Origin of the sequence: Sporichthya polymorpha DSM 43042, from assembly GCF_000384115.1 — a bacterium.
GTDB classification, from domain to species: Bacteria; Actinomycetota; Actinomycetes; order Sporichthyales; family Sporichthyaceae; genus Sporichthya; species Sporichthya polymorpha.
The window spans coordinates 3,224,675-3,245,933 of the sequence record NZ_KB913029.1 but is presented as its reverse complement, the minus strand read 5'-3'; the positions used below and the strand labels follow the sequence as shown (position 1 = coordinate 3,245,933).

Here is a 21,259-nt window from a genome sequence, read left to right as displayed (position 1 = left end):
GATCCATCAGTGGGCCGGAACGGCGTCGAGTTCGCGGGCCCACCGGGGCAGGCGGAGGCCGTGCCGGTGCTGCCAGAGGTCGCGGATCTGCTCGGAGTTTGGGTCGGCGAGCAGCGTCCGCGCGATGCGCAGCCGCGCCGCCGTCGGGTCCTGCGGGAGCGCTCGGGCCCAGTCCTTCAGCCGCCGCGTCCACAACTGCAGGTCGGCCTCGACGGTGAATCCGTGCCCGCCGAACACCTGGTGCGTGTTGCGGGCGACGGTGAACGCGCGCGGCACGGCGGCACTGATCAGGGCGGCGGTCCAGAAGTCGTCGGGCGCACCTGAATCCGCACTGGCCCACGCGACCTTCCGGACGAGCAGGACGAGCCCGTCCACCGCGATGCGTGTGTCGACGAGCTTGTGCGCGATCGCTTGGAACGAGCCGATGGGGACCCCGAACTGGCGGCGCTCCTGCGCGTACGCGACCGCGAGCTCCAACGCCCGCTCCGCCGCCCCGGCGATCCGGGCGACGTCGACGAGCACGGCGAGGTGCTCGTCGTCGACCGCGAAGGGCGCCGGTGCGGCCGCGCGACCGAGCTCGAACGCCGCCGCGGCCAGGAGCTCCGGCTCCAGCGGAAGCTCCTCCAACCCCACCTGCGCCAGCGCCTGCGCCAGCCGCGTCGCCTCCGCGCCCTGCGGGTCCGCCTCGATCGCCCGCACCGTCTCCGGGGGGCACGCGCGCCGCAAGGTGTCCCGCAGTGCGGCGGCGAACTCGCGGGCGTCCGGGCCCCAGCGTTCGTCGATCATCGCGACCCCCTCATCGCGGCAGCCCCAGGCCCCGGTCGGCGACGACGTTGCGCTGGACCTCCGAGGTCCCACCGATGATCGTGAACGCGGTCGAGGTTCGCAGGGCCTGCCCCGCGTCGGCGATCAGCGGATCCGCGGCCGGCCCCGCGCCCGTCGACGTCGACAAGGGGTGACACCCCTTATCAACATCGGTCGACAAAGGGTGACACCCCTTATCAACGTCGGTGGACAGGACGGCGTCGACCCACTCGGCGGTGCGCTGGGCGAGCTCGGAGCCGAAGACCTTGCTGATGCTCGCCTCGGCGGCGGCGTCCTCGCCGCGTTCACCCAGGGCGGCGGCGCGGAGGTTCAGCAGCCGCTCGATCTCGAGCTCGACAACGAGGTCACCGAGCGCCTCGGCACGGACGTCGTCGACGTCCTCCTGGGTCGCGGCCCACCGATGGATCAGCCGCGCGAGCAGCAGCCGGGATTCGCGGCCGCCGAAGCTCATCGTTCGCTCGTCGGTGAGGGCCTGGGAGAGAACGGCCCAACCGCGGTTCTCCTCACCGAGGAGGTGCGACGCCGGGACCCGCACCTGGTCGAAGCTGACGGCGTTGACGCGCCACCCACCGACGACCGGAACGGCGTCGATCGTCACGCCCGGCGCCTTCGCGTCGATGACGAGGATCGACAGGCCCCGGTGCCGCTGCGACTCCGGGTCGGTGCGGACGATCGTGACGATCCAGTCGGCCAGGTGCGCCGACGACGTCCAGAGCTTGGTGCCGGTGACGACGTACTCCTCGCCCTCGCGGACCGCACGTGTCCGGAGCGCCAGCAGGTCGCTGCCGGCCTCGGGCTCGCTGTACCCCCCGGCGTAGGTCCACTCCCCTGCGAGCAGCTTCGGCAGGTGTTCGGCGACGAGCTCGGGGCGGCCCCGACGGGCGATCATCCCCGCCATCGTCTCGTTCAGCTCGAGGCTGTACGTCGGCAGGCCGGCGGCGTCGAGGGCCTCGTGCAGGGCGTAGCGCTCGGTCGGCCCCGCGCTGCGGCCCCAGGGCTCCGGCAGTCCGATCGCCAGCAGGTTCCGCTTCGCGAGCTCACGGTGGAAGGACTCCGCGTGCCGCTCCGCACCGAGAGTCTCGACCTCCGCGCGCAGCGCGAGGATCTCCTCCCGGCCGTAGCTTCCGACCAGCTCCGCGACCTCGGCGAGGACTGCGGCTCCTTCGGGCTCCAGGGCGAACGTCATGCCCAGCCCCGGCGGTCGAGCCGGAACGCCGCGACGGCGTTGTCGTGCAGGAAGCGCCGCTCGACCTCGGGCTTGAGGTCGAAGTCATCGAGGCCCGCCAGCGCCGTCGGGAAGTCGAGGATCGGCCAGTCGCTGGCCCAGATGCACTTGGTACGGCCGAACGTGCGCAGGAAGTGCACGAACTCCGGCGGGTAGTACTTCGGCTGGTGGGCGCTGGTGTCGATCCAGACGTTGTCGTGCTTCTGGGCGATCGCCATCATCTCGGTCGTCCAGGGCCAGCCGATGTGTCCCGCGACGATGCGCAGCTCGGGGAAGTCGATCGCGAGACGGTCGATGTACAGCGGCTGCCCGGTGTACGACGGGTACGTCGCGGGCCCGGTGTTCCCGACCTGCACCTGCAAGGTGATGTCGAGGTCCACGCACGCCGCGTACAGCGGGTACCAGCGCGCCTCGGTGAGCGCCTTGTCCTGGTGGAACGGTTCGAGCTTGAGCGCGACCGCGCCGTGCTCGGAAACCGCGCGGCGCAGTTCGTGCACCGCCGGCATCACGCCGTCGAGCGTCCAGGGGTCGACGCTCGCGACCGGGAGCAGCCGCTCCGGCGCGAGGGCAACGGCCTTGAGGACCTCCTCCCACGCGATCGTCGGCCCGGCCGAGACCAGCGCGCGGTCGACCCCGGCCGCGTCCATCTCCTCCAGCAGCGCCTCGGCGGGCATCCCCTCCAGCAGCCGGGTCGCGCCCAACCGCTCGGCGAGGCTGCGGTTGCGCGCGGGCTGCGCCTGCGCGACCGCGGGTGTCCAGGGCTGGACCCAGGCGTCGATCACGGGCCGGCTCGTCATCGGGTCGGCACCAGTCCCTCGCGATTGACGCGATAGCCGTGCGCCTCGAGGTCGAAGGCGCCGGTGGTTCCCTGTTCGCGCAGCACGTACTTCAGGATCTTGCCGACCGGACTCTTCGGCAACTCCTCGACGAGGCGCACGTACCGCGGCACGGCGAAGAACGGCATGTTGTCCACGCAGTACCGAATGAGCTCGAACGGCTCGATCGTCACCCCCGGCGCCGGGACGACCGCGACGAGACAGTCGTCCTCGGTGAACTCGCTCGGGACGCCGATGGCGGCGACGTCCGCGATCCCGCCGAACCCGCGCACGGTCCGCTCGACCTCGAAGGAACTCACGTTCTCCCCCCGCCGGCGGAGGTAGTCCTTCTTGCGGTCCTCGAAGTAGAAGAACCCGTTGGAGTCGAACCGGCCCAGGTCGCCGGTGTGGAACCAGCCGTTGCGCCAGACCGCGCGCGTCGCCTCGGGGTTGCGGAAGTACTCGGTGAACATGACCGACGGCTGCCGCGGCCGCACGCACACCTCGCCGATGGAGCCGACCGGTACCTCGTGGTCGGAGTCGTCGAAGAGCCGGACCTCGACGCTCTCGACGGGAATGCCGCTCGACCCCGGCGGCGAGTCGAGCCAGATCGGGCGGCTGCAGATCGGCGTGCACTCCGTCAGCGCGAAGCCCTGCGAGACCTTCAGGTCGTACCGGCTCTCCCACTGCTCGCGCATGTCCGCGGAGATCGGGGCGCCGATCAGGACGCGAACGCCGTGCTGCGCGTCCCGCTCGGACGGAGGCAGGTTCCACACCATCGTCAGCATCGCGCCGAGGATCGCGATGTGGTCGGCGCCGACCTCGTCGACGCGGTCCCAGAACTGCGAGACCGAGAACCGCTGGTCGAGCACGCCGGTCCCGCCGTGGAGCATCGGCCCGAGCACGGTGACCATGTGCGCGTTCAGGTGGAACAGCGGCAGTGGGCTGTAGACGACGTCGCCCTCGCGGCCGCCGCGGTTGCGGAACGACGTGTCGGCGGCATTGATCACCGCGCGGTGCGGGAGGACGACGCCCTTGCTCGGGCCGGTCGTCCCGCCGGTGTAGACGATCATCAACGGGTCGGCGTAGGTGACCTCCGCGGGCGGCAGCGTCTCGGGGTCGCCGTCGAGCAGATGGGTCACCGGCAGCACCGGGGCGCCGAGCAACGTTTCCGGCAGCCCGTCGAGCGAGCCGCGGACGAGGACGGCCGCGAGGCCCTCGAGCTCGGTGTCCGGCAGGCGGTCGACGTACTCGGCCGCGATCACCAGCACCCGGGGCAGGCAGTTCAGCAACTGGTGGCGCAGGTAGTCCCCGCGGTAGGCGGTGTTGAGCGCGACCTCGATCGCGCCGGTCTTCCCGCACGCGAACCAGACGTCCGCGATCTCGATGCAGTTCTCCACCAGCAGCGCGACGCGGTCCCCGTGCCGGACCCCGAGGGCGTGCAGGGCGGCGGCGGTCCGGTTGGACCGGTCGTCGGCCTCCGCGTACGTGATCGGGACGCGGTCGATGACCAGCGCCGGGTGGTCCGGCCACTGCTTCGCGCCGGAGACGACGACGTCCCCGAGCGTGCGCGTGTCGGTGACGGGGCCCCACGAACTGTCGGTCACGGGTCTCCTCAGGCGAGCAGGCTGTAGCCGCCGTCGACCGCGATCACCTGGCCGGTGACGAAGACGAACGCGGGCGTGGTGAGGGCGACGGCGACGGAGGCGATCTCGTCGGGGGTCGCCAGTCGGCGCATCGGCGTCTTCGCCGCCACGGCCGCGATGACCTCGTGCACGCCGGCGATCTGGTCCTCGCCCCCGTGGCCCGGATTGTCGATCAGACAAGGGGAAACGGCGTTGACGCGCACCTGCTTCGGGCCGAGCTCGGCGGCGTAGTAACGCACCAGCCCCTCCATCGCGGCCTTCGCCGGACCGAGCGCGCCGTAGTAGCGGGCGTAGGAGTTGCTGCCCAGGCTCGTCACGGCGACGACCGCACCGCCGCCGTCCGCGAGGTACGGCAATCCGGCGCGCACGATCTCCCACAACCCCCAGACCTGGACGTCGAAGGCGCGCTCGTAGTCCTCGCGCGTGACGCCGAGCGTCCGGCCGGTGATGAGCGGGACCGCCGTCGTGACCAGCGCGTCGAGACCGCCGAGTTCCTCCGCGGCACGGACGGTCATCGAGGCGCCCTCGGTACCGAGGTCGCCCTTGACGAGGATCGGCTCCGGCCCGACCTCCGCGGCGGCGCGCGCAGTCTCCTTGGCCGCCTCGTCGTTGGACGTGTAGCCGATCGCAACCCGCGTCCCCCGCGCCGCGTACTGCCGGACGGCGGCCGCCCCGACCCCCCGGCTGCCGCCGATGACGAACGCGGTCCGCGGATTCTGAGTATCCGTCATGCCGCTGCTCCGGCGGTCAGGCCGCAGCGCTCGCGCAGCTCGGCGGTGGTCGCGGGTTCGAGGCCGTGCTTGCGGACGCGCTCGACGGCCCGTTCGGCGAGCTCGGCGTTGGTGGCGGTCGGGTGGACCAGCGGGGTGTCGCCGAGCCCGGTCCGGATCCCGAGACCGCGCTCGAGGGCGGCGTCCCAGAGGGCCTCGCAGCGTTCGGCGGAGGACATCGCGTACGGGACGACGACGGTCTCGTGGTCGATGCCGTCCGGGATCCGGCTCAGCAGGAAGTCGAGCACGGCCGGGTCGGGTTCGTTGTTGCTGACCCAGCGGTCGGAGAAGAACATCTTCAGGTTCAGCGGCTGGCGCAGCACCCCGGCGCGGGCGGCGAGCAGCGTCCACCGCAGGTCCGAGACGTTGAAGATCGCGATGTTCGGGACGAGGCCGAGTTCGGCGAGGCGGTCGAGCTCCGGCGGGTACGGGGGTCGACTGTGGGCCGGGTCGTCCGGGCCGAAGGTGACGACGCCGAAGCTGTTCGACTCCTCCTGCCAGAGCACGCGGCGGATGTGCTGCACCGGGTCGAACGGGCTGACCTGCAGCCGGCGCTCGGGTTCCCGGCTCGCCGCGAGGTCCCACACCACCGACAGGTCGGCGTTGTTGTAGCTCGGGTAGGCGAGCAGATCGATCTCGCGCGCGACGGCGGCGAGCACGTCGCCGGTGATCGCGGCGTCGGTGAAGGCCTGCCGTCCGTCCGGGTGGCGCGCATGAAAGTGGGCCATCGTCACGCCCGCGCGACCGCAGGCGACGACGTCGGCCGCGACCTCCTCGGCGGTGTACGGGACGCCCGCGGCCTCGTCCTTGGTCGCGACCTCGTTGACCCCGACCTCGACCACGACCTTGCCGCTGTCCCGCAGCGCCATGGAGCCTCCCTCGGCCACGATCCGGCTGGCGCTCCCGACTGTAGATGATTTCCTCTTGATGTGCCATGCTGCGAGCGTGGAACAGCGCATTGCAGCGGTGGTCTTCGACCTGGGCGGGGTCCTCACTCCTCCGGTGTTCGGCCCGCTCGACGAGCTCAACGACTCCCTCGGCCTGCCGGACGGGACCCTGCGCGCCTTCTTCCGCGGCGACGAGGTGTTCGCGCAGGTCGAGCGGGGCGAGATCAGCTTTCGCGAGTTCCTCAAGTCCGTCGGGACGCGCGTGCAGGCCGCGCACGGACTGCGCCTGGACCTGCGGGCCCTGGCCGCCGCGGTCGAGGACGCCGGCCACCTGGAGCCGGCGATGGTCGACCTCGTCCGCCGCCTGCACGCCGACGGAATACGCCTCGGCCTGCTGACCAACAACGCCAAGGAGTCGGTGTTCTGGCGCGAGACACTTCCGCGGGAGTGTTTCGACGTGGTCGTCGACAGCAGCGAGGTCGGGCTCCGCAAGCCGGACCCGCGCATCTACGCCCTCGTGCTCGAACGCCTCGGGCTCCCTGCCGACGAGGTGCTCTACGTCGACGACTTCGCCGAGAACCTGCCCCCGGCCGCGGATCTCGGGATGCTGACGTGGTCGTTCGACGGGCGCGACCGGCTCGAGGCCTTCCTCCGCGGGGTGGTGACTCCGTGACGGGTGATCATCTCGACGACCTGCGCACCACGCTCCGCACGCTGCTCGCGGCGCACGCCCCGCTCGCCCGGGTGCGGACGACGGCGCTGGCCGGCAAGCCCCGGGACGAGGGCGTGTGGAACCGCCTGGTCGCCGAGGTTGGCGTCGCCGGACTTCCGTTCGCCGAGGTTGACGGCGGCGCCGGTGGCGGGCAGCGGGAACTCGTCGTGCTGCTCGAGGAGACCGGCGCGGTCCTGCTCGACCAGCCGCTGTTCTCGACCGTCGCCCTCGCGGGGCAACTGGTGGCGGAGACGGTTTCCGGCCCCGCCCGGACGCAACTGCTGCCGCTCCTCGCCGGTGGAGCTGCTCGCTCCACCGTGGCGGTGGGCGACGACGGCGAGCCGCTGACGGAGCTTGAGCTCGCGGACGGGCGACTCACCGGCACCGTGCTCCGCGTGCCCGAGGCCGCCCGGAGCACCGAAGTGCTCGTGGTGCTCGCCGGCGGGTGCGTCGTCCGTGTCGACCTCGACCAGCCCGGGGTGACCCTGCGCCCGACCGATGCCCTCGACCCGACCCGCCCGTGCGCCGACGTGGTGTTCGACGGCGCGGCGGCCGAGGTGCTCGCCGAGAACGCGACCGACGGCCTCGCCCGCTGGCGTCGTCTCGCGGTGCTGGCGAACGGGGCCGAGCAGGCCGGCGTCTGCCGCGCCGCGCTGACGATGGCGGTGGAGTACGCGAAGCTGCGCGTCCAGTTCGACAAGCCGATCGGCGCGCAGCAGGCGATCCAGCATTTGCTCGCGGGCGTGCTCGCCGGGACCGTCGGTGCCGAGGCCGCGGTGCGCCTCGCGGCGGCCGCCGTCGACGAGGGCCGCTCCGACGCCGCGGAGCTCGTCGCCGTCGCGGCCGCGCACGCCGCCGAGACCGCGGTGTCCGCGACGAAGGCGCTGATCCAGGTCCACGGCGGGATCGGTTTCACCTGGGAGCACGACGCCCACCTGCTCTACCGCCGGGCGCTCGCGTCGGCGGCGTTCTTCGGCGGCGCGGCCGCCCGCCGGCGCGAGCTGGCGACCGTCCTGCAGATCTGACGAGGAGTCTGATGACCACGCTCGACAACGCTCCCGCCCTCGGCGACCTCGGCTTCCCGACCGCGGTCTCGTGCTACGCGCCGAACCTCGACATGCACCGTCCGACCGCCCGTCCGTTCGGGCTGACCGAGCAGTCGATGTACCTCTACGGCGGGTGGCGCGACGAGACGGGCGCGCTGCACATCGTCGAGCGCAAGTTCTGCGGCCCGATGACCGGCGGCCTGTGGCTGATGAACACCAAGAGCGGCAAGGTCACGCTCGCGCCGGAGTCGCTGAACACCGTCCGCGGTGAGGTCAAGCGCGAGTACTCCGACTCCGAGCACCACCTGCACGGCTCGCTGCTCGGCAAGGCCGGCGGCGCTCCCGAGGAGGGCCTGGACTACCGCCTCACCCCCGGCGCGATGCACTGGCGCGAGGGCACGGTGATGGAGCTGTCGGGCAACCTCGTCGGCCCGGGCATCCAGATCGGGAGTCTGGACCACGAGCTCCCGTTCTTCTACACCTCCGAGCTCTACAAGATCTCCGGCACCGTCCTCGGCGAGCAGGTCGACGGATTCGTCTTCCTCGACCACGGCTACTGGCCCCACGGCGCGGACTGGAAGGAGTGGCACATCTTCAACCGCCAGCAACTCTCGTGGACCGCCTGGGCCGCGGAGTTCGAGAACGGTGACGTGGAGTGGGGGCAGGTCTGCTTCGGCCGGGACGGCTTCAACTTCGTCGCGGTCGCGAACGCCGACGGTCCCGTCGTTCTGGACGCCACCTGCCGACCCGGCATCGACCCCGACCCCGACGACTGGGCCGCCCGCCTCGGCTACCAGGCGACCGACGGCCGGACCTGGATCTTCGAGCTCGAGCCCGGCGGTCAGATGTCCCCGTTCACCGCCGCCCGCTGGGGCGGCTACCGCGCCCAGGCCGGCCGCGTCCTCCGGCACGGGGAGGACCGCCCGGTAAAGGTCGCCTTCGGCTGGGGCGAGACGTTCATGGAGCGCATCCGCGACGCCGGCGTCAGCCCCGTCGACGCCCTCCTGACGTAGCGGACGTCCGAAGATGTGGCTGCTATAGCGGCCACATCTTCGGACGTCAGGAGCCGCGCGGGAGGCCGAGGACGCGCTCGGCGACGAGGGTGCGGAGGATCTCGTCGGTCCCGCCGGCGATGTGGAAGGCCGGCTTCGCGAGGAGGAGGCGGCGCCACTCGTCGTCGAGGTCGACGGCGCCGGCGGTGAGCACCGGGCCGAGGGAGGCGGCGACGGCGTCGGAGAGGGTCTCCAGCAGCTGGGCGACGGCGAGCTTGGCGAGGGTCGCCTCCGGCCCCGGGGACTTCCCGGCCAGCAGCGCGGAATTCACCTGCTCCTCCATCGCGGCGAGCACGCGGTGCTCCACGACGGCGCGGACGTAGGTGTCGCGGGCGATCGGGTCGGACCAGTCGAGGTCGCGGGCGCGGTCGACGAGGGCCCGGAACGACTTGCCGTGGCTGGAGAACCGCTCGAAGCCGAGCGTCGTCATCGCCACGCGCCAGCCCTTGCCCACCTCGCCGAGGACGTCGGCGGGGCCGATGCGGGCACCGTCGAGGAACACCTCGGAGAACGAGGACCCGCCGGTCATCTGCCGCAGCTCGCGGACCTCCACCCCGGGCTGGTCCAGGTCGAGCCGGAACGCCGTCAGCCCATCGTGCTTGCGCCCCTCGACGGAGGTCCGCGCCAGCAGGTAGCCGTACCGGGCGTGCTTGGCCTCGCTGGTCCAGACCTTCTGGCCGGTGACGCGCCAGCCGACGCCGTCGGGCTCCGCACGCGTCCGCAGTGACGCCAGGTCACTTCCGCTGCCCGGCTCACTGAACAACTGGCACCACACCTCGTCGCCGCGGAGCATCGCGCGGCAGTGCTCGCGCTGCTCGGGGGTTCCGAGGGTGAACAACGTCGGGCCGATGATCTCCAGCGTGACGTCGAAGAGCCCGCGCGCGACGACGTACGGCGCCTGCTCCTCGGCCCACACGTGCGCGTGCGCCGGCGAGAGCCCCTGACCACCGACCTCGGTCGGCCACGCGACGCCCGCGAACCCGGCGTCGAAGAGTTCGCGCTGCCACGCGCGGCAGGCTGCCGCCCACTCCGCGTCCTCCGCGGCCGAGCGCTCGGCGAAGATCGCGAGCACCGACCGCGCCCGCGCCGGGTCGCGCTCGGCCCGACTGTCGAGGAACGCCCGGGCCCGGGCGCGGAAGGCGTCCAACGTTTCAGTCACCGATGTCCCCTCGTCAGCAGCAACGCCCCGGCGAACGGGCCGCCACCGGCGCTGGTCAGCACCACCTCGGCGCCGGTGACCTGCCGGGCCCCGGCGTCCCCGCGGGCCTGGAGCACCGCCTCGTACAGGTGCCCGTACCCGTGCAGCCGCCCCGCGGAGAGCTGACCGCCGGACGTGTTCATCGGCAGCGACCCGTCGAGCGCCATCGTGCGCCCGCCGTCGAGGAACGCCGCCCCCTCCCCCGGTCCGCAGAACCCGAGGGCCTCGACCCACAGCAGCGTCAGGAAGCTGAAGCCGTCGTAGAGCTGGGCGGTGTCGACGTCGGAGGGCTTGAGGTCGGTGCGGGCCCACAGCGACGTGCCGACGTCGTGCAACGCCATGGTCGCGAGGTCGCCGCGGTGGAACCACTGCGGCCGGTCGGTCACCGCCGCTCCCATGGCCTCGACGAACACCGGGACCGGACGGGTGTCCGCCGCCGCCTCGCGCGCCGACACCACGATCGCGACGCTCCCGTCGCACGGCACGTCGCAGTCGTAGAGCGAGAGTGGGGTGGAGATCATGCGGCCGGCAAGGTAGTCCGCCATCGTCAACGGCTGCCGGAACACCGCCGCCGGGTTCCGCGCCGCGTGAGCCCGGGCCGCGACCGCGATGCCGCCGAGGTCCTCACGCCGCAGACCGTACGTGTGCTGGTACCGCGTCGCCGACAGCGCCAGCCAGTTGACCGGGCTGTACGCGCCGGGCGGCATCACCCACTGGAACGGACCGCTGGTCACCTCGGGCCCCGTCGACGAACGCCCCGTCAGTTTCACCGCACCGCGCTTCGCGTTGCCCTGCACCGTCGCCTCGGTGACGGTCCGGTAGACGACGGCGTGCCGCGCCATCCCGCCGGCCACCGCGAGGATCGCGTTCATGACGGCGAGCAGCTGCCCCGGGCCCTCCGCCGCGCCGCTGTGCCAGGTCAGCTGCAGGCCGAGCGCGTCCTGGACGTCGCTGCTCGCCGGCCCACCGAGCCCCGGCATCCCGGTCGCGCCGGGGTAGGTGCAGAGCCCGTCGATGTCCTCCATGCGCAGGCCCGCGTCGGCGACCGCACGGCTGACCGCCTCGCAGGTCAGGTCCAGGCTGCTGCGGTTCAGCTTCCGCCCGACCTCGCTCTGCCCGGCGCCGGTGATCGCGACCGCGCTCTCCGCCTTCCTCATGACGGGGCCTTCCGCACGCTCACGCCGGCACCCCGTAGGGGATCGCGACCTCGCCGGCCGCGGCGAACGCGAGCCGCACCGGCATCCCGATCGTCACGGCCTCGGGGTCGACGTCGACGAGCGTGACCAGCAGCCGCAACCCGGGCTCCTCGGCGAGCTCGACGACCGCGAGGACGTTCGGCGTCTCCATGTCGGGGAACCACGGCTGGACGTTGACCGTGAACGTGTAGACCTCGCCCCGGCCGGAGAGCGCGACGTCCTCCAGGTCGGTGCTCCGGCACCGGCGACACACCGGCGCGGGCGGGATCAGGTGGTGGCCGCAGGCGCGGCAGCGCGGAACCGCCAGTGCCCCGGCGAGACCCGAGGTCCAGAACCGCTCGGTGTGCGGTTCCACCTCGGGCAGCATGCGGACGACGAACTCACTCACGCGCTAGCTCCTGACGGTGCGTCATCCAGCAGCAGGCCGGCGAGCGCCGCGAAGCGCTCCGCCGGCGTCCCGCCCAGCTGCTCGTTCACCTTCGCACGCCGCAGGTACAGGTGCAGGTCGTGCTCCCAAGTGACACCGATGCCGCCGTGGATCTGCACCGCCGCCGCCGCGACCGCCCGCGCGTTCTCGGTCGCGACGGCCTTCGCCATCGCCGCCGAGAGCGCACGGTCCCGCCACCCGTGCGCCAGGGCCCACGCCCCGCCCCACGTGGCACTGCGCGCGTTCTCGGCGCGGACGAGCATGTCGGCGAGGTTGTGCTTCACCGCCTGGAACGTGCCGATCGGAACGCCGAACTGCTGCCGGGTCCGGGCGTAGGCCGAGGCCGTGTCGAGGCACCAGCGTGCGACGCCGGTCGACTCCGCGGCGAGCAGCACCTGCCGCCGCCGGCGGACCTCCTCGCCCAACTCCGCGGCGTCGTTGAGCAGCACCCGCCCGGCCCCGGCCGGGATGGCGACGGTCGCGATCGATCGCGTCCGGTCGACGCACGGCTGAGCGCGACGTGCCGCCGCCCACTCCTCGCCGGCGAGCTCGACCAGCGCGCCGCCCGTGAACACCAGACCCGCATCGGCCTCCGCCGCGTCGAGGACCACCGTGTCCCCCGGCAGCACGACCGCCGGCGGCCGACCCTCCAGCACGCGCGCCGTCAACGCCTCGTCGGGGGCCGAACCGAGGACCACCGAGGCCAGGGCTGCCGACCCGAACGGCACCCGCGCCAGCGCGGCGCCGATTTCCTCGGCGACGACGACCTGGTCGATGGCGTCCCCGCCCGGCCCGCCGAGCGCCTCGGGCACGCCGAGCGCGGCGACGCCGGACTCCACCAGCGCCGCCCACACCTTCGCCTCGCGCGGGGTCGCGGCGTCCACCGGCAGCTCGGTGTCGTACCGCTCGCGCCGGTCGGCGAGGTCGGCCAGCAGCTGCGCGACCATCTCCCGCAGCGAGATCTGTTCCTCGGTCAGTCCGTAGTGCATGCCAGTCAGTCCGCCCACGGGTCCCGCGGCTGGCCGAGCAACCGCTCGGCGAGGGCGTTGCGCTGCACCTCGGAGGTGCCGCCGCCGATCGTCGACGCCCGCGTCCGGAGCCAGCCGAGGATCCACTTGCCGCCGTCGACAGCCTCACCGGGACCGTCGAGCCCGCGGTCGATCACACCCTCCGGCCCGCAGCAGTCGAGCAGCAGCTCGTAGAGCGCCTTCTCGGTCTCCTGCCCGAACAGCTTGCTCATCGCCGCCTCGGGTCCGGGCTCCAGCCCGTCGGCCGCGCGGGCCAGCCCGCGCAGCCCGTTGATCCGGACGAGCTGCGCGTCGCACCACGCCCGCGCGTACCGCTCGCGGGTGTGGGCGTCCGCGGTCCGGGCCCGATCGCGGATCGCCGCCAGCTGGCGCGCGAGTGCGAGCTGCCGGCCGAGGAAGAGGACGCCCCGCTCGTTGGCCAGGGTCGTCCGCATGACCGCCCACCCGTTGCCGAGGCCACCGACCACATTCGTCAGCGGCACCCGGACCTCGTCGAGGAAGACCTCGCTGAACTCGGCGTCGCCGCTGATCTGCTCAATCGGACGGACCGTCACTCCCGGCGCGCTCATCGGGATCAGGACGTACGAGATGCCGTCCCGCTTCGGGACGTCGCGGTCGGTGCGGACCAGCGCGAACATCGCGTCGGCCTCGCGGGCTCCGGAGGTCCAGATCTTCTGACCCGAGATCACGAGCTCGTTCCCGTCAATCGCCCCGAAGGTGCGCAGCGACGCGAGGTCGCTGCCGGCCTCGGGCTCGGAGAAGCCCTGGCACCACAGGTCGTCACCGCGGCGCAGCCGGGGCAGCACCGTGGCGCGCTGCTCCTCACTGCCGTGCACCATCAGCGTCGGGCCGAGGATCGACAGGCCCGTCCGACCCGGCACGGTCGGCAGCCGGCGGCGCGCCATCTCGGAGTGGCAGATCAGCTGCTCGGTGAACGTCGCGTCCCGGCCGCCGTGCTCGGCCGGCCAGGTGATCGCCGCGTACCGGCCCTCGTCGAGGGTGGCCTGCCACGCGCGGAGGGCCGCCAACCGCTCGGCGGGGTCGTCGGGCAGGACGAACGGCGACGGCGCGTGCTCGTCGAGGAAGGCGGACAGGTCGGCGAGGAACTGCTCGTCGCCGTCCCCGAGCGCCGTGCCGAGGTCACGTGCGATCCCGCGCAGCACGCTCACGGGCGCGGCTCCGTCGGATTCGGCGTCGGCTGCGGGTTCTTCAGCAGCGCCAGCACCGCCGGGCGCACGATCTTCATCGCGCCGTTGCGCGGGATCGCCTCGCACCGGCGCAGGACGGTGGGCGCGTAGTACGGGGGCAGCCGGTCGCGAACCCAGCCCTCGAGGTCGTCGTCGCTGACGTCCTGCCCCTCGCGCAGGACGACCAACGCGCCCGGGGTCTCGCCGAGCCGTTCGTCGGGCATGCCGACGACCGCGGCCTCGCGGACCGCCGGGTGCTCCTCGAGGACGCTCTTGAGCTTGCCCGCACTGACCTTGAACCCGCCGCGGTTCAGCACGTCGTCCACGCGACCCTCGACGAACAGGAACCCGTCGGAGTCGATGCGGCCCAGGTCGTTGGTGTTGATCCAGTCCTCGGGCCCGGCGCCGACCGAATGCGGAGTGCGGAAGCTGAGCCGGCCGGTCTCACCCGCCGTCAGTTCCGCGCCGGTGTCGGGATCCAGCGTCCGGCCCGCGACGCCCGGGTGCAGCCGGCCGACGCTGCGGCGCTTGGTCGCGCCCCAGATCTTCCAATCGCCCAGGCTCCAGCCGGCGAGGCCGCCGGTGAACTCGGTCGCCCCGTAGCTCTGCAGGACCGGGAAGCCGTAGGTCGCCTCGAAGCGGTCGGCCAGCGCCGGGTCGAGCGGCGCCGCGCCCGACCAGACCGCAGCCACCGACGCGAGGTCGCCGGCCGGGATCTGGGCGTCGAGGATCATCCGCAACGCCGCCGGTGGGAGGTTCAGCGTCCGCGGCCGGTGCCGACGCACCAGCGCGGACCACGGCACCGGGTCGAAGCGGTCCATCAGCACGATCGGGGCGCCCCCGGCCAACGCGGTGATCAGCGCCCACAGCCCGGTGATCGTGACCGGCAGCAGCGGGCAGATCACCGGCGCCGTCCGCCGCGCGGTGACGACCTTGCCGAGGTAGTGCCGATCGATCCCGGTCAGGGCGGCCTCGATGTCCCGGTACCGGACGGACACCCGCTTCGCCGGCCCGGTCGTCCCGCTGGTCAGCATCACGATCGCGACGCCGGGTTCGGGATCCTGCGGCTCGCCCTGACCGGGCGTCAGCAGCGGTGCGCTCCCCTGCCCCGGCACCGGCAGCTCCACGAAGGTCGAACCGGCCGCGACTGCCGCGGCGCGCAGGTCCGGGCCGGCGTCGCCGGTCTCCGCGACGACGACGGCCGGACGGAACGCGCGGATGTCGGCGGTCGAACGCTCGACCGGTTCCAGCGGGCTGAGCACCACCAAGGTATGGCCGTCGATCAGCGCCGCCGCCAGGGCCGCGATGTGCCACGGGTGGTTGCGCGGAACGATGGCCACCGGCGCCGCCGGACCCCGCGAGCCGAACACCGCACGCAGGTGCGCCACCGCGGCGCGCAGGCGGTCGGCGTTCCAGGCGAGGTCGCGGTAGAAGACGAGCTCCATCTCCGCCGGTGCCTCGGACAGGTGCGTCGCGAGGTTCCGGGCGAAGGCGGGCGCGTCCTCCGAAGCGGTGGCCGGGGTGGTCATTCGCCGCGGCCCCCCGAACCACCGTCATAGAACTCGTCACGCTTCTTGAAGGCGGCCCCGGTGCTGCCCGCGCGCGAGCGTTCCTTGACGAAGTTGAACTCGTCGTCCTCGAACCGCAGGTTGGTGCCGTAGCTGTGGAACAGGTACGCGCAGGTCTCCTCCGCCGCGAGGGCGGTCTGGCCCTCGACGAGCCGGTAGGCCTCCTTGGCGATCGCGATGCCGTCCGCGGGCATCCGCGCCACCTGGGCCGCGAGCTCCTCGGTCGTGGCGGCGACGTCCTCGTCCGGGAGAACGCGAGCGAAGATGTGCGCGTGCTCGTACTCCGAGGCGATGGCCTGACGTCCCGTCAGGAGCAGGTCGCGCGTGATGTTCGGGCCGAGCCGGTGGAAGAACAGGTGCAGGTTGCCGAGCACCGGGCCGAGGAAGCGCGTCGCCGGCATGCCGAGCTTGGCGTTGCGCCCGACCACCGCGAGGTCGCTGGCCAGCGCCAGTTCCAGGCCCGCGCCGAAGGCGTAGGCCTCGACCTGGGTGATCGTCACCTTCGGGTAGCCGATGAACTCGTGGAAGATGCGCTGCCCCGCGCGGTCAACGGCGAGGCGGCGCCGCTGGCTCGGCCGGCGCGTGTCGCCCTCCTTGGCGTACCAGTTGTAGGCCTGCGAGAGGTCCGCCCCGGTGGTGAAGACGCCCCCGGTCCCGCGGAGCACGACGACCTTGATGTCGTCGTCGACGGCGAGCTCGTCGAGCGCCCGGCCCAACGTGTTCACCATGTCGAGGTTCATCGCGTTCTTCTTCGACGGGTTGTCGAAGGTGATGCGCGCGATGTGGCTCACGGGGTCGCGGTCGACGTGGACGATGCCCTTGTCGTCCGTGCTGAACTCTGCGCCCACCGGGTCTCCACTCACTGGTCGATGCTCACTGGTCGAATCCGTACTGCTTGGACAGCATCCGCAGGAGCACCTCGTCGGCGCCCCCGCCGATGGAGAGCAGCCGCGCGTCCCGGAAGTACCGGGACACCCACGTCTCCTCCATGTAGCCCACGCCCCCGTGGTACTGGATGCACGTGTCGGCGACCGTCCGCGCCAGGCGGCCGGCCTTGAGCTTCGCGACCGTCGACACCTGCGCAATGTCCTCCCCCGCCGCGAACTTCGCGGCGCAGGAGTACGTGTATTCCCGCAGAATCTGCACCTCGGCGAACAGCTCGGCGAGGACGTACTGCAGGTGCTGGTTGGCCAGCAGCGGCTGGCCGAACGCCGACCGGATGCGCAGGTAGTCGACGGTCCGCTCGAGCGCGAACTGCATCTGCCCGACGGCCTGGTAGGTCGCGGTCAACCGTTCCAGGTTGAACTGATGCATCTGCTGGACGAAGCCGCGGTCGATCTCGCCGATCGTGTTCGCGACCGGGACCCGGACGTTGTCGAAGACCAACTCCGCGGTGTCCGAGGCCTTGTTGCCGAGCTTGCGCAGCGAGCGGCTGACGGTCAGCCCCGGCGTGGTCGTGGGCACGACGATCTGGCTCATCCCCCGGTAGCCGGGGGCGTCCGACGTCCGCGCGAGCAGACACAGCCAGTCGGCCTGGGTGCCGTTGGTGATGTAGATCTTCGCGCCGTTGATCACCCAGTCGTCGCCGTCGCGGCGGGCGCGCGTCCGGATGTTCGCGACGTCCGACCCGGCGTCGGGCTCGGTGACCGCGATCGCCGCGACCAGCTCGCCCCACATCGACGGGACGAGCCAGCGCTCCTTCAGTTCGGGGCTGCCGTGCTCGGCCAGCGACGCCGTCGCGTAATAGGCCTGGACGTTGAACGCCATCGGGATCGCGTTGCCGTCGACCCGCCCCAGTTCCTCGGAGAGCACGACGGTGTACCAGTGGTCCGCGCCCTGACCGCCGTCGGCCTCGGCGTACTCCAGCCCGATCGCTCCGATGCTCGCGAACTTCGTGAACAGCTCGCGGGCGGGGAAGATCCCCGCCTCCTCCCACGCATCGACGTGCGGCGCGACCTCGTTCGCGAGGAAGTCGCGCACCGTCTTGCGGAACGCCTCGTGCTCCGCGGTGAACGGGGACGTCACCCGGCCTCCTCCGTCTCCGTCAGCTCCAGCAGCAGCTGGTGCGCCTCCACCGCCTGACCCGGCGTCACCAGGACGCGCGTCACGACCGCGTCGTACGGCGCGGTGATCGGGTGCTGCATCTTCATGGCCTCGACGACGGCCAGCACGGTGCCGGCGGCGACCGTCTCGCCCTCGCCGACACGGACCTCGACGACGGTGCCCGGCAGCGACGACACCGGCCCGGTGGCCGCGGTGTCGTGCCGCCCGGTCCGGAACCGCGGCGCGACGCCGAGCGCGATCGCCCGTCCGTTCCCGCGGACCACCACCTCGTCGGGCTCGATGTCCCGCGCCGGCCCCCGCCGCGCGACCGTCCACTCCGCGATCTCGGACCCGACCCGCAGCAGGAGCGTCCGCTCGCGCCCCTCCGACCGGTCCGCGATCACCTCCACCTCTGCGGGATTCGGGACCACCTCAAGGCTCCAGTACCGGTCGGCGACGGGGGTGAGGCGGACGGGGAGGGGCTCGCCGTCGACGACGAGCTCGAGCTCCCGGGCCGGCTGGACGCCCCAGCGCCACGAGGTGGGCAGGGTCGGGACGATCGCGTCCGCGACGGTCTCGTCGGCGAGCAGCCCCAGCGCCGCGGCGGCGAGCTCGGCCGTCGTCGGCGCGGGGGCGGCGGTGACCTCGGGGTACTTCTCGAGGAAGGAGGTGTCGACCTCGGTCCCTGTCACGTACACCGGGTGCCGCAGGACCGCCGCGAGCGCGAGCCGGTTGGTCTCGACGCCCGCGACCTCGGCGCGGGCGAGGGCGTCGGCCAGTCGCGCCAGCGCGATCGCGCGCGTCGGGCCGGACGCGATGACCTTCGCGATCATGGAGTCGTACGCGGGCGTGACGGTGTCGCCCTCGGTGATGCCGTGCTCGCCGCGCAACCACGGCGCCTCCGGGTGCCGGTACCGCCAGACCGTGCCGGTGCTCGGCACCCAGCCCGCCGCCGGGTCCTCGGCACAGAGCCGGGCCTGGACCGCGACGCCGCGCGGCTCCAGCTGATCCGGCGTCAGGTTCAGGCGCTCCCCCGTCGCGACCGCGAACTGCAGATCGACCAGGTCGAGCCCGGTGACCTCCTCGGTCACGGTGTGCTCGACCTGCAGGCGCGTGTTCATCTCGAGGAAGTATGCGTCGGACCCTTCCACGAGGAACTCGCACGTCCCGACGCCCTCGTAACCGATCTTCGAGGTCAACCGCGCGGCCGCGGCGGCGATCGTCTCCCGCACCGCGCCCGGGATGCAGACCGCCGGGGCCTCCTCGATCAGCTTCTGGTGCCGGCGCTGGACCGAGCACTCGCGGTCGCCGAGGACAAACACGTTGCCGTGCCGGTCCGCGATCACCTGCACCTCGACATGCCGGGCGGACGCGAGGTACCGCTCGAGGAACACGGTGCCGTCACCGAAGGCGGCCAGCGCCTCGCTCCGGGCGGCGGACACGGCAGCGACCAATTCGCCCGCCGCGGCCACCGGTCGCATGCCCCGGCCGCCGCCACCGGCGCTGGCCTTGACGAGCATCGGGAACCCGACGGACTCCCCCGCCGCGAGCAGGTCCGCCTCGCTCACGTCGGCGCCGATCACGGCGTCCGGCAGCACGGGCACATCCGCGGCGCGGGCCGCGTCCTTCGCGGCGACCTTCGAGCCCATCAGCGCGACGGTCTCGGCGCTCGGCCCGAGGTAGGTCAGCCCCGCGGCGGTCACGGCCGCCGCGAAGTCGGCGTTCTCGGCGAGGAAGCCGTAGCCGGGGTGGATCGCGTCGACGCCCGCCTCCCGGGCGGCGGCGACGATCGCCTCGATGTTCAGGTAGGTCTCGGCGAGGGTGTCGCCGGGGAGCAGGACCGTGGTGTCGGCCTCGCGCACGAACGGCGCGGTGGCGTCGGCCCGGGAGCAGACCGCGACCACGCGCAGTCCACGGGCCCGGGCCGCGCGGGTGATCCGCCGGGCGATCTCGCCCCGGTTGGCGATGAGAAGAGAGGTGAGCGCCATCAGTGCCGCCACACCCCGTAGTCCGGGGACGGGACGGTCTCGGTCTGCGTCGCCGCGGAGAGCGCGACCCCGAGGGCATTCCGCGTCATGCGCGGGTCGATCATCCCGTCGTCCCAGAGCCGGCCCGTGGCGTAGAGCGGGGAGGACTCCTCGTCGATCTGACGCTCCGTCGCCGCGCAGACGGCCGCGTCGGCGGCCTCGTCGTACGGCTCACCGCGGGACTCCGCTGACCGGCGGCGCACGATCGACATCACACCGGCGAGCTGCCGCCCGCCCATGACCGCGATGCGGTGCGACGGCCAGCTCAGCACCAGCCGCGGCTCGTACGCCTTCCCGGCCATCGCGTAGTTGCCGGCGCCGTACGAGGCGCCGACCATCAGCGTCAGCTTCGGGACGTCGACGTTCGAGACGGCGTTGATCAGCTTCGCGCCGTCCTTGATGATGCCGCGCTTCTCGCGCTCGGAGCCGATCATGAAGCCGGTGATGTTCTGGCAGAACAGGAGCGGGACGCCCTGGCGCTCGACGAGCTGGATGAACTGCGCGCCCTTCTGCGACTCCTCGTTGAACAGCACGCCGTTGTTCGCGAGCACCGCGAGCGGCATACCGTGCAGCGACGTCCAGCCGCAGACCAGGTTGGAGCCGTACGGGCCCTTGAACTCCTCGAACTCCGAGCCGTCGACGAAGCGGGCGAGGACTTCACGCATGTCGAACGGGACGCGGATGTCCGCGGGCACGACGCCGAGCAGCTCGTCGGGGTCGTACGCCGGCGGCGGTCCCCCCGGCGCGCGGCGGGCGTCGGGCAGGCGGCCGACGATCTCGCGCGTCAGCCGGATGGCATCCGCCTCGTCGAGCGCGAGGTAGTCGGCGAGCCCGGAGACGCGCGCGTGCATGTCCGCGCCGCCGAGAGTCTCCTCGTCGACGTCCTCGTCGATCGCCATCTTCACCAGCGGCGGGCCGCCGAGGAAGACCTGCGCGCGCTCCTTGACCAGCACCGTGTAGTCGCTCATGCCGGGCAGGTACGCGCCACCGGCGGTCGACGAGCCGAACACCGCGGCGATCGTCGGGATGCCGGCGCGGGAGAGCTGCGCGAGCCGGCGGAACTGCTCGCCGCCGGGGACGAAGATGTCCGCCTGCTTCGGCAGGTCGGCGCCCCCGCTCTCGACGAGCAGCACGACCGGCAACCGGTTCGAGCGCGCCACCTCCATCGCGCGCAGCGTCTTCGCGACCGAGGTCGGGGAGAGCGAGCCGCCGCGCTGCGTCGGGTCGTTGGCGACGACCATCACCCAGCGGCCGCGGACCTGGCCGATGCCGGTGACCATGCCGCCGCCGAGGGGGTCGTCGGAGCCCCAACCGGCGATCGGCGAGAGTTCGAGGAAGGCGCCGGCGCGGTCGAGCAGGAGCGCGACGCGGTCGCGGACGGGGAGCTTGCCGCGCGAACGCAGCCGCTCCTGGGCCTTCGCGCCACCGCCCGCGGCGGCGATCGACAGCTGCTCGGCGTGGGCGTCCAGGACGGCCTGCGCGGCCTCGCGCGCGGCCAGATAACCCTCGGACCGCACGTCCAGGGCGGAGGTCAGAACCGGCACGGTTGCTGCCTCCTCTGGCCGCCCTCAAGTGGAGATGATTTACTCATGATGCCGACCTCCGGA

Annotated in this window: 19 protein-coding genes; 3 read left to right on the top strand and 16 right to left on the bottom strand. The window is 72.6% G+C overall.

The features are described from left to right. Positions 1 to 6: 6 nt before the first annotated feature. The 6 genes from SPOPO_RS32925 to SPOPO_RS29910 are packed head-to-tail and all read right to left on the bottom strand — an operon-like array spanning position 7 to position 6,150. Positions 7 to 786 (bottom strand): acyl-CoA dehydrogenase family protein, encoded by a 780-nt coding sequence (locus SPOPO_RS32925; RefSeq protein ID WP_019875853.1) that lies wholly within the window; start codon positions 784 to 786, stop codon positions 7 to 9. Positions 787 to 796: 10 nt separating this feature from the next. Continuing rightward, on the bottom strand, positions 797 to 2,011 hold the full coding sequence (locus SPOPO_RS0115845; protein WP_019875852.1) for an acyl-CoA dehydrogenase family protein: 1,215 nt from the start codon (positions 2,009 to 2,011) through the stop codon (positions 797 to 799). Continuing rightward, on the bottom strand, positions 2,008 to 2,847 hold the full coding sequence (locus SPOPO_RS0115840) for an amidohydrolase family protein (protein WP_033385074.1): 840 nt from the start codon (positions 2,845 to 2,847) through the stop codon (positions 2,008 to 2,010). Before SPOPO_RS0115840 ends, SPOPO_RS0115845 begins: the two co-directional genes overlap by 4 nt. After that, the gene (locus tag SPOPO_RS0115835; RefSeq protein WP_019875850.1) at positions 2,844 to 4,472 is read right to left on the bottom strand and encodes an AMP-binding protein; all 1,629 of its coding nucleotides are present in this window, start codon (positions 4,470 to 4,472) and stop codon (positions 2,844 to 2,846) included. The genes SPOPO_RS0115840 and SPOPO_RS0115835 overlap by 4 nt, the downstream gene beginning before the upstream one ends. 8 nt (positions 4,473 to 4,480) lie before the next feature. Next, positions 4,481 to 5,242: an SDR family oxidoreductase gene (locus tag SPOPO_RS0115830; protein WP_019875849.1), complete on the bottom strand. Its 762-nt coding sequence runs from the start codon at positions 5,240 to 5,242 to the stop codon at positions 4,481 to 4,483. After that, the gene (locus SPOPO_RS29910; RefSeq protein WP_019875848.1) at positions 5,239 to 6,150 is read right to left on the bottom strand and encodes a 3-keto-5-aminohexanoate cleavage protein; all 912 of its coding nucleotides are present in this window, start codon (positions 6,148 to 6,150) and stop codon (positions 5,239 to 5,241) included. The genes SPOPO_RS0115830 and SPOPO_RS29910 overlap by 4 nt, the downstream gene beginning before the upstream one ends. 76 nt (positions 6,151 to 6,226) lie before the next feature. Between SPOPO_RS29910 and SPOPO_RS29905 the strand changes: the two genes are divergently transcribed. Genes SPOPO_RS29905 through SPOPO_RS0115810 form a run of 3 tightly spaced genes read left to right on the top strand, consistent with a single transcriptional unit; the run spans position 6,227 to position 8,939 of the window. Then, complete coding sequence (locus tag SPOPO_RS29905; RefSeq protein WP_169577206.1) at positions 6,227 to 6,841, top strand: HAD family hydrolase; 615 nt, start codon at positions 6,227 to 6,229, stop codon at positions 6,839 to 6,841. After that, entirely contained in the window at positions 6,838 to 7,905 is a 1,068-nt protein-coding gene (locus SPOPO_RS0115815) for an acyl-CoA dehydrogenase family protein (RefSeq protein ID WP_019875846.1), read from the top strand. Before SPOPO_RS29905 ends, SPOPO_RS0115815 begins: the two co-directional genes overlap by 4 nt. Before the next feature lie 11 nt (positions 7,906 to 7,916). Continuing rightward, a complete protein-coding gene (locus SPOPO_RS0115810; protein ID WP_019875845.1) occupies positions 7,917 to 8,939 on the top strand; it encodes a hypothetical protein in 1,023 nt (340 codons plus the stop codon). Between the two features lie 46 nt (positions 8,940 to 8,985). Here SPOPO_RS0115810 and SPOPO_RS0115805 read toward each other — a convergent pair whose 3' ends face one another. The 10 genes from SPOPO_RS0115805 to SPOPO_RS0115760 are packed head-to-tail and all read right to left on the bottom strand — an operon-like array spanning position 8,986 to position 21,196. After that, positions 8,986 to 10,137, bottom strand: coding sequence for an acyl-CoA dehydrogenase family protein (locus SPOPO_RS0115805; RefSeq protein WP_028984825.1), 1,152 nt, complete (start codon positions 10,135 to 10,137; stop codon positions 8,986 to 8,988). Further along, entirely contained in the window at positions 10,134 to 11,333 is a 1,200-nt protein-coding gene (locus tag SPOPO_RS0115800) for a thiolase family protein (protein ID WP_019875843.1), read from the bottom strand. The genes SPOPO_RS0115805 and SPOPO_RS0115800 overlap by 4 nt, the downstream gene beginning before the upstream one ends. A gap of 19 nt (positions 11,334 to 11,352) precedes the next feature. Beyond that, a complete protein-coding gene (locus tag SPOPO_RS35235) occupies positions 11,353 to 11,760 on the bottom strand; it encodes a Zn-ribbon domain-containing OB-fold protein (RefSeq protein WP_019875842.1) in 408 nt (135 codons plus the stop codon). Further along, on the bottom strand, positions 11,757 to 12,788 hold the full coding sequence (locus tag SPOPO_RS29900) for an acyl-CoA dehydrogenase family protein (protein ID WP_019875841.1): 1,032 nt from the start codon (positions 12,786 to 12,788) through the stop codon (positions 11,757 to 11,759). The genes SPOPO_RS35235 and SPOPO_RS29900 overlap by 4 nt, the downstream gene beginning before the upstream one ends. A gap of 5 nt (positions 12,789 to 12,793) precedes the next feature. Next, the gene (locus SPOPO_RS0115785; protein ID WP_019875840.1) at positions 12,794 to 13,996 is read right to left on the bottom strand and encodes an acyl-CoA dehydrogenase family protein; all 1,203 of its coding nucleotides are present in this window, start codon (positions 13,994 to 13,996) and stop codon (positions 12,794 to 12,796) included. Next, complete coding sequence (locus tag SPOPO_RS29895) at positions 13,993 to 15,543, bottom strand: class I adenylate-forming enzyme family protein (protein WP_019875839.1); 1,551 nt, start codon at positions 15,541 to 15,543, stop codon at positions 13,993 to 13,995. Before SPOPO_RS29895 ends, SPOPO_RS0115785 begins: the two co-directional genes overlap by 4 nt. Next, a complete protein-coding gene (locus SPOPO_RS0115775) occupies positions 15,540 to 16,430 on the bottom strand; it encodes an enoyl-CoA hydratase/isomerase family protein (protein ID WP_019875838.1) in 891 nt (296 codons plus the stop codon). The genes SPOPO_RS29895 and SPOPO_RS0115775 overlap by 4 nt, the downstream gene beginning before the upstream one ends. Positions 16,431 to 16,455: 25 nt before the next feature. Further along, positions 16,456 to 17,607 carry an acyl-CoA dehydrogenase family protein gene (locus SPOPO_RS0115770; RefSeq protein ID WP_019875835.1) on the bottom strand — a complete coding sequence of 384 codons (1,152 nt, stop codon included), beginning with the start codon at positions 17,605 to 17,607 and terminating at the stop codon, positions 16,456 to 16,458. Continuing rightward, complete coding sequence (locus tag SPOPO_RS0115765) at positions 17,604 to 19,625, bottom strand: acetyl/propionyl/methylcrotonyl-CoA carboxylase subunit alpha (protein WP_019875834.1); 2,022 nt, start codon at positions 19,623 to 19,625, stop codon at positions 17,604 to 17,606. The genes SPOPO_RS0115770 and SPOPO_RS0115765 overlap by 4 nt, the downstream gene beginning before the upstream one ends. Beyond that, complete coding sequence (locus tag SPOPO_RS0115760; protein ID WP_019875833.1) at positions 19,613 to 21,196, bottom strand: acyl-CoA carboxylase subunit beta; 1,584 nt, start codon at positions 21,194 to 21,196, stop codon at positions 19,613 to 19,615. Before SPOPO_RS0115760 ends, SPOPO_RS0115765 begins: the two co-directional genes overlap by 13 nt. Positions 21,197 to 21,259 lie beyond the last annotated feature (63 nt).